General features: G+C 61.1%; 7 protein-coding genes, 1 tRNA gene and 1 pseudogene. 5 read left to right on the top strand and 4 right to left on the bottom strand.

Annotated features, from left to right (window positions below):
- Window positions 1-273: 273 nt before the first annotated feature.
- From AC5Y2L_RS28360 to AC5Y2L_RS28350, 3 genes are all read right to left on the bottom strand, one after another.
- Window positions 274-347: transfer RNA gene (locus AC5Y2L_RS28360), tRNA-Ile, on the bottom strand.
- Between the two features lie 323 nt (window positions 348-670).
- Complete coding sequence (locus AC5Y2L_RS28355; RefSeq protein WP_499940035.1) at window positions 671-1,057, bottom strand: nuclear transport factor 2 family protein; 387 nt, start codon at window positions 1,055-1,057, stop codon at window positions 671-673.
- The gene (locus tag AC5Y2L_RS28350; RefSeq protein WP_499940033.1) at window positions 1,054-1,926 is read right to left on the bottom strand and encodes a hypothetical protein; all 873 of its coding nucleotides are present in this window, start codon (window positions 1,924-1,926) and stop codon (window positions 1,054-1,056) included. Before AC5Y2L_RS28350 ends, AC5Y2L_RS28355 begins: the two co-directional genes overlap by 4 nt.
- A gap of 111 nt (window positions 1,927-2,037) precedes the next feature.
- Between AC5Y2L_RS28350 and AC5Y2L_RS28345 the strand changes: the two genes are divergently transcribed.
- The 5 genes from AC5Y2L_RS28345 (at window position 2,038) to AC5Y2L_RS28325 (ending at window position 6,796) form a co-directional block, all read left to right on the top strand.
- Complete coding sequence (locus AC5Y2L_RS28345; RefSeq protein WP_499940031.1) at window positions 2,038-2,352, top strand: WhiB family transcriptional regulator; 315 nt, start codon at window positions 2,038-2,040, stop codon at window positions 2,350-2,352.
- A gap of 189 nt (window positions 2,353-2,541) precedes the next feature.
- Window positions 2,542-2,895 carry a hypothetical protein gene (locus AC5Y2L_RS28340; RefSeq protein WP_499945774.1) on the top strand — a complete coding sequence of 118 codons (354 nt, stop codon included), beginning with the start codon at window positions 2,542-2,544 and terminating at the stop codon, window positions 2,893-2,895.
- The gene (locus AC5Y2L_RS28335; RefSeq protein WP_499940029.1) at window positions 2,892-5,261 is read left to right on the top strand and encodes a TPR repeat domain-containing protein; all 2,370 of its coding nucleotides are present in this window, start codon (window positions 2,892-2,894) and stop codon (window positions 5,259-5,261) included. The genes AC5Y2L_RS28340 and AC5Y2L_RS28335 overlap by 4 nt, the downstream gene beginning before the upstream one ends.
- Before the next feature lie 9 nt (window positions 5,262-5,270).
- Window positions 5,271-6,077: a hypothetical protein gene (locus AC5Y2L_RS28330; RefSeq protein ID WP_499940027.1), complete on the top strand. Its 807-nt coding sequence runs from the start codon at window positions 5,271-5,273 to the stop codon at window positions 6,075-6,077.
- A 149-nt stretch (window positions 6,078-6,226) separates the two neighbouring features.
- Window positions 6,227-6,796, top strand: coding sequence for a hypothetical protein (locus AC5Y2L_RS28325; RefSeq protein ID WP_499940025.1), 570 nt, complete (start codon window positions 6,227-6,229; stop codon window positions 6,794-6,796).
- A 156-nt stretch (window positions 6,797-6,952) separates the two neighbouring features.
- On the opposite strand, the pseudogene AC5Y2L_RS28320 reads toward AC5Y2L_RS28325, so the two are convergent.
- A pseudogene (locus tag AC5Y2L_RS28320) lies at window positions 6,953-7,380 on the bottom strand (hypothetical protein); the annotation flags it as partial.

Here is a 7,380-nt window from a genome sequence, read left to right as displayed (position 1 = left end):
GCGTTAATCTCGCCTGGATTGCAGTGTGGGCCATCTCATACCCCGGTGCGTGGCTGTAAACCGCGCGCGGGTTGTCGATGATCTTGACCGGTGCCTCACACCCCGCGAGCCAGCCAACCCCGGCCCTCGCAACCGAATAGGAACTAAACCTGGGGTACTTCAAGGGAGTGTCAAGGATCAACCGAAACAGCTGTAAAGAATCAGCCGAAACACTGTCAGGCATCAACCGAAACCGAAATGTCAAGCATCAGCCGAGGCAATACAGCACTTAGGTGGGGCGGGCGGGGCTCGAACCCGCGACCAACGGATTATGAGTCCGCGGCTCTAACCAACTGAGCTACCGCCCCTAGTGTTACTAGCGCGGATATAACGTCCGCTTCCTCGTGCTCGGATGCCGGATACCGCAGTTATACCCCAGCACTTTCGATCGCTTTGCTCCAATGCATCCGTGACGCCGGCCAAGTCGTCGCCGACCAACTTCTCGTGGCGACCACGAGTCATCGCCGCTGTCGCGTCTCCTGAGCTTCTGCACGACCTTGACATTAGCGTCCGTGCTAATCGCCAGCGACACCGTGGCAGCCCTCGGTTGCCTAACGCTTGCGCCGCAATGCGACAACCTCCCCAAGTGAATTCAGCAGCAAGCAAGGAGGCCGCGAACCGGGTTGGGCACTCACAGCACCGGAGAAGACGCCCAATATTCACGCAAACTTACGATTCGATCGCCCTCGAATTCCAGGATGGCGACCTCGCGCATCACCTTGCGGTGCCCTTTGACGAGATCGTCGAACCGGGCTTCCCACTCGGCTATCGCGGTCGTCCCATCCAGGTAAAGATTGAGCAGCCTGGCGTCGATGTTGGCCTGCTCCTTGACCACTTTGGTTTCCCAATACTGCCTAATACCACCGATATTGCGGATCGGCTCGTCCAAAACCCGTTCATGGTAGGTCGCGGTCGGTGAAAATATTGTGACGATGAGGTCGGGATCCTGGGTCATCCACGCACGCAGATAGATGTCGACGGTCGCGCGCACATGCATGCGGTCCACAGCCGAGCTCACGCCGGCTCCGTGACGTCCGCCAAGGCGACTGCATGATCGAAACGGGTGCGCTCACAAAGTAATTCGTAAATCACGCGGGGTTCTTTCACCGTTAGCGTGGTCAGTTCCACCCCAGCGGCCGATCCGGAATCCACTCGCGCCCACTTCCATGGTTCTGAAGCCACCGCAGTGTCACTCTGTACCGCTGTGTAGAAGCCGTCCATCGTCAACTCACCGGGTAGCACCGCGAGATGAATCGAACCGTAGAAGTAACGGTCATTCACGTTGCGCCACCTGCCGATCACGTGCCGGCCGAAGATGCCGGCTTCGATGTCGTTGGCATAGCCGCAGGCCTGGCCTTCCAGTCGAGGGCTCGGAGGGTAATTCCTTGCTGCTACCCCATCTTTCGTGGTGGTCAGCACTGACAGGTCGGCATGATGCATTCCGTCGACGACATAGGACGTCACCCACAAGCCGGTCAGGTCGGAAGCGTCGACAGCGGGTCGCACTCCGGCTAGCACATCGTCGACAGCCGGTACGTGCTGAGACTGGAAAAGTTCCTTTGCGCTCCAGCCCGGGAACATCCGCTCCAACACAGCGCAATGGTAGCCGCGCGGCAAATTCTGAATTTCGCCTCCGAGCCACCGGTAATATTGGGCTTTCGTCGGCGGCGCGGCTTGCCGCGGCACACCTAATTCCCTTGCCCGCCTGTTGTATTCGGCCACAAACTCGCTGTAGGCATGCAAATGCCGCTCCTCCAACAGCAGCTTCAAGGCAATCGCCACGTCCGCGATCCTACCCAGGAAACGAGACTCAACGAGACCCATCGAGACTGATCGAGCACCAAACGATCCCGGTGAGCGGTCGCGCGATAAGGCCGAAGCGGGCATTCTTCGATACCGGAGAGTTCAGCTGCCGTGCGGTTGATCATCGCGGCGACGCCGGCTTTCCAATATGGCGCCGCAAACGTCCGTAGACACCAACCAAAGTGAAGGGGAGCCATGGCCGCGGCGGCAATGCCGTTCACACAGCTGGACGAGTACCTTCCGGTCTGCATCAACGAGCCTGAGCGATGGACGGCTACAAATCCCGACGAACAGGCCAAGGCCTTGTGTATCGCGTGTCCGCGACGCTGGCTCTGCGCTCGTGAGGCGTACCAGATGCCGGGCGCCCAAGGGCTGTGGGCAGGAGTGGTGATCCCCGAATCAGGTCGGGCCCGTGAGTTCGCGCTGCACCGCTTGCGTGGGCTGGCTCAACGTGGCGGCTACCAGGTACAGCCGCGCCGCCGTGGTCGTCCGCGCGGTTCCCGAAATTGACCATCTTGGCGGCGGTTGCCCGACGGCCGGTTTCACCCCGCTTGCCCCATCGCTGCGCGGTGTACGGGAGGCGCTGGTCTCGAGTGTGCGAGGAATTGGAGCCACCACGGTCGTTAGGATTCTGGTCGGCGTGACACCGGCTCACTTGGGGGGAATGCCGTGACGATCTTCAGTGTGGAGATGGATCGCTTGGCTGCTCTGGCGCAGAAGTTGCATGGCTTGGCCGATGAGGCCGGCGGCATGAACACGGCGAAGTCCTCAGCCAATCCGCTGACGTTAGCGATGGCCGCGCAGCGCGGTTTGCTAAGCGGGGGTTCAGACGTGCCGACTTCGGTCACCGAGGCCATGAGTATCAGCCATGATCTGGTGGATACCGATTTGGTGCCTGCAGTGCGGGAGCGGTTACGTGAAACCGGCGACCTCATGGTGGATGTGGCCAACCAGTACCGCAACGCCGATGAAACGAAGGTCAGCTTGACCACCGCGATGACGACCTACACCAACGCCACCGGCGACTGGAACGTGCCGGCGGTACCTTCGTGACTCTCACGCTGTCCCAGATCATGACGTGGGACCCCTCGGTTTTGACCGAGATCGGCAACGCCTGGACCGCACTGGGCTCCAAAGTCGATGACCTGTTTAGCCGGTACAAATCGGCGGTCGCTGCGGTTAACGGCGGACATTGGCAGGGGGCGGCGGCCGACGCCACCCTGCATCGCGCCGAAGCCGATCAACGTGCCGCCCATCAGGTGGTCGGTCATCTCGACCGGGCCGCCGCCATCGCCACCAACGGATTCCACAGCATCAATGAGCCGCTGCAGCGGGCGCGAAACGCGATCGCCGAGGCGACCAGCGCGGGTTATCTGGTTCGCGAGGACCTGAGCGTCTACAAACCCGGCAAATCCACCGAGGACGACGAGAAGGCGATGCGCGGGCTTGCCGACAGAATCAAGTCCGCCGCCAACGACACCGAAGCCGCCGACAACGCGGTCAGGAACGCCCTCAGCGCCACCCGGGATGATTTGCGGGCCGCGTTCACCGCTCCGACCGCCTTAGGCGGTGCGCAAGCCCGCGCCGACGCCACCCAACTGCTCAAAGACCCGTCACATCTGACACCCGAGCAGCTGAAGCGGTTGGCCGCGGCGGGATCATTGACCGACGCGCAACTGGAAGCGCTGCGCGCAGGCGACCAGGTGAACATCCCTGCCTCGCAGCTGGCCTACCTGAACGGGTTGGCTCGCTCACTGGACGGAAAGACACCCCAGGAGATCGAGGCAATTCTTAATGCGCTGCCCGCTGAGGCACGCCAGCATGTCGCCAACGCGTTGCAACTGGTCTCCACCGACCGGGTAACCGCCAGCGTGGCGGGCGATAAGGACATTCCCACCCACGGGGGCTTCGCCTTGCTGCCCGACCGGTATCGGGAGTCGTTGAGCCGCGGGGATTTGGTGGTCACCAAATCGATTGGGATGAACAGCACGATGCTCCGCGGGGTCAAAGACAACCAGTCGATCGCGCGGGTCGCCGGGATGTCCGATGACCGGTATAAAGCCGGCTCAGCGCTGGATCAGCGGCTAATGGATGTCGGGCGCCAGTACCTGCACGCCCAGGTTCACAGTGAGCAGGATCGTAATGGATTCTTGAGCATCGACAACGAGGGCAACCCTTGGTTGACTTCCGACCCTCACGGCTCGCTTAGGGTGACCGAAGACATTTTCAGGGCTGTGGCGCCGGACAAGATCGCTTTGCATGACGCGGTGGTTAACCCGTCCCATGGTCAGGATTTCGTCACCGACTTGTTGACGCACCGCTCCTGGGCGGACGGGGGTGAGGCGGCCAAGTCGCTGTTCAGGTTCAACGGCGATGAGCAGTTTGTACGTCCTGGCGAATCACACGCGGGCTATGCGATGGCAGCGCGCGACGGTGAGATCATGCAAGCCGTCGCTCACGCGATGAGCAGCGACGCTGCCCGGAATTTGATGTTCGACGTACCCGGAACCAACCACCAAAGCGTCGGACAGCTCAACCCGGAGCTGATGCGCCAGGTCGCCACCAGTATGGCCCCCTACATACCGGACTTGGCCGGCGCCAGCGCGGCGCCCGATCGGCTGACCGCCGGCTTCGACGTGGGCTTGGGAGAGCAGAACTGGGCCAACACCGATAACCGGCATGGCGGTCTATCGAACATCATGTCGATTTTCGATTCGGATCTGACGAAGAACCCGACTCACCCGGGAGCGGGAGAGATCTTCAACGCCGCCGCGTTTGCCGCCATGAGCAGTCAGGAAGGCATATTTGCCCATGACCCCCATGCGCCGAACGCCGGTTCACATTTGATCGCCTCGGGCACCATCCAGGGCGCCGTGGACCAGGGATTGATGACGGCTCTGCAAACCGATGCCACCAATCACCAGGCCAATCTGCACGACGTGTGGCAACACAAGAAGGACGCCTGGGACACCTGGCAAAGGCTTGCCGGCGTGGCAGAGGGGGAGGTGAAGAAGGCGGGGCCATTCGGCAAAGCCTTCGGATACGCCGACGAACTGTTCGGGGATCAGATCAAAGATGGGCTTAAGAATGATTTCGTGGGTAAGGAGCCCGATAAGAACGTGACGGTGGGTCAGATCCCCGCACCCAATTGGGAACGGCTTTACAACGAAACTCTTGTACAGGTGCCGCCCGGGACGTTCAGCCCCGAGCTGCGCGGCAAGTATTCGTGGGCGTTCGACGCTGATGGGAATGTGCTCGGCTACGACCAAGCACTGACTAACGCAGGGTTACGCGGTATGCAAGATACCGATATTGAGAACGCCTACAAAGTTCTGCTGAATTCGTTGAGTCCTGATGCGTGGGAATCCTTCAGCCAGGGCTACGCAGACGTGACTCGCGTCGTGCTTCCCAAGAAATAAGTGACACCAATGGGTGGGCGGCTGCTGGGTGTGCTGATTGTGGCCGTGGCCGCGGCGGCTGGCTGCTCAGACAAGCCGGCCCGCGACCCGCACGCGGCGCCAACGACGACCACCGTCGAGCAATTACATCCGCATTTTAGCTTCGTCTGGTCCGCCGACGGCGCGTTCGACCTGTTTTCGCGTCCAGCCGAACTTATCCGCGCCACGCGCGAAGCCTTGGAACTGACAAATGATTTTGGCCCAGACCAAACCTTCCCTGGATACCTGAACGCGATCGGCGGCCCTTCTGGCGACGAGGACTATGTATTTAATACCAAGCAATCCAGCCCCGGCATTGCCGAGGTTGGCCGATCGCCACGGACGCAGTACTACCGCATAGCCGAGGTAACCATTTCTCCCGACCACAGCAATATCGGGGCGGTCGTGTGTGGCTATACGCTGGCAGCACCCGAGAATACCACCGGACTGAACGCGTACTTGGTGCAAAATGTCCGCCGTATTGAACTGTCGGGTCCAGCTTCGGACACAGTACCCACGAGTCTCATCGACGACCACCCTGATCGGCCCGATCCCCGCGCGGAAATGCCGCCCACCTGGAACGTCTTCGGAAACTGGCACATCACCAAGCTGACCTCGGTCGACCCTGGAGGGATTCCGGTCAGCTGCGGGGACTGGTGGCAATCCCAACTCCCCTACCTTTGGCGGCCACCGGGGCAAAATTTCCTCAATCCGCCGCCCGATAACCCCAATTTTCAGATGCCGCGTGAGCCGGTCAAACCGCAGTTTCCCGAATGGATCAAAGCCAACCAAATGTGAGAGATGCGAGGGAACATAGTGAAGACCGGCGCAATACTTTTCGATTCGGTTGCGACACGTCCGATGGCCTTGATTTTTTCCTGGACTGTTGGTCACCATCGGTCCCTGCGTTGGCTGAACCGTGTCGGAGCTCACGCGAAGGATTCCGAATGAGTTCGTTCGGCGGCGGTGAAGATACGGCGCGGCGGTATCCGATGATCAGTTCGTGGGGCCGTGAAGAGCGAAGAAAAGTAATCTTCGTCGTCGCGGTCATTGCGGCCATCGCATCAGCCGGGCTTACGCTTCTGCCATGGGTAAACCTGTGGGACATCCCATCGCATTGGAATGGCTTCGGCATGTACATCGGCGACCAAGGCGACGAAGGCTACCTCGGCAGAATCGGCCCGCTGCTCGGTCAGGCAATTAACACGGTGCCGGCGTGGATTGTGTTGCTTGCCTCGGTCGCGGCTGCTGTCACGCTCACTGCCGCGACCCGACTGCGCTGGCTCGGGCTCCTTGCACCGGCGTTCGCGCTCATCGCGTTCGCCGAAGTCATCGCGTGCCTGGTCCATCCGGGGCTCCTGGTGATCGATCTCAAGCAGTGGATGGGCGAAGGCGTGACCCCCGATCGGGCCTTTCTAAACACTGGCGTATTGGTCGCCGAAGCCGCCACCACTGCCGTGCTGGTCCTTTGCACGACCCTTGTCGGAGCATCAGGCATACGCCGTGTTCGCGGCTGACATCGAAACGGGTAGCAGTCTGAGAGCGCCCGGCCGCACAAGGCAATTCGCCGTGCGACTCTCCCTTGAACTGGCAGGTGGCGAAATCGTCTGGCAGGTAACCGCTCCCGCGCATTAGGGGGACCCAGTTCTGGCGTACCCTTACGACTCTGTTCTTTAGACGACGGCTCGACGTCTTCGCAACACCGCGACATCGTCGGCGATCAGCCCATCGATGCGGTCACGAAGACCCTTTGCGGTTACCGGTACCGCGTGGTCGAAGCCGGGTGTGAAAATGTACTCACCATCGTCGTGCAGCCGCACCCAGACGACGACATTTCGGGACCAGTCCACCCCCCAGTCGCGGGCCGGCAGGCAGCGCGACTGCACCGTCGCCATCACCGCCACGTCAGCCTGTGACACCACCGCGCCTCCCCGCTGCGGCTGCGCAACGCTAACGGAAACCTCCACGTCGTAATCGTCGTCCTCGACAACGTCTATAGAACTCGCACGCCCGATAAACCTTTCCATGTACCCGGGAATGACGATACGAGGACGGCAACCCGGTTGTGTCATCCCGACAGATCCGGCGATCGCGGCGCCCA

This window comes from Mycobacterium sp. NGS66 (assembly GCF_059812225.1).
This window is presented reverse-complemented; position numbering and strand designations above follow the sequence as displayed.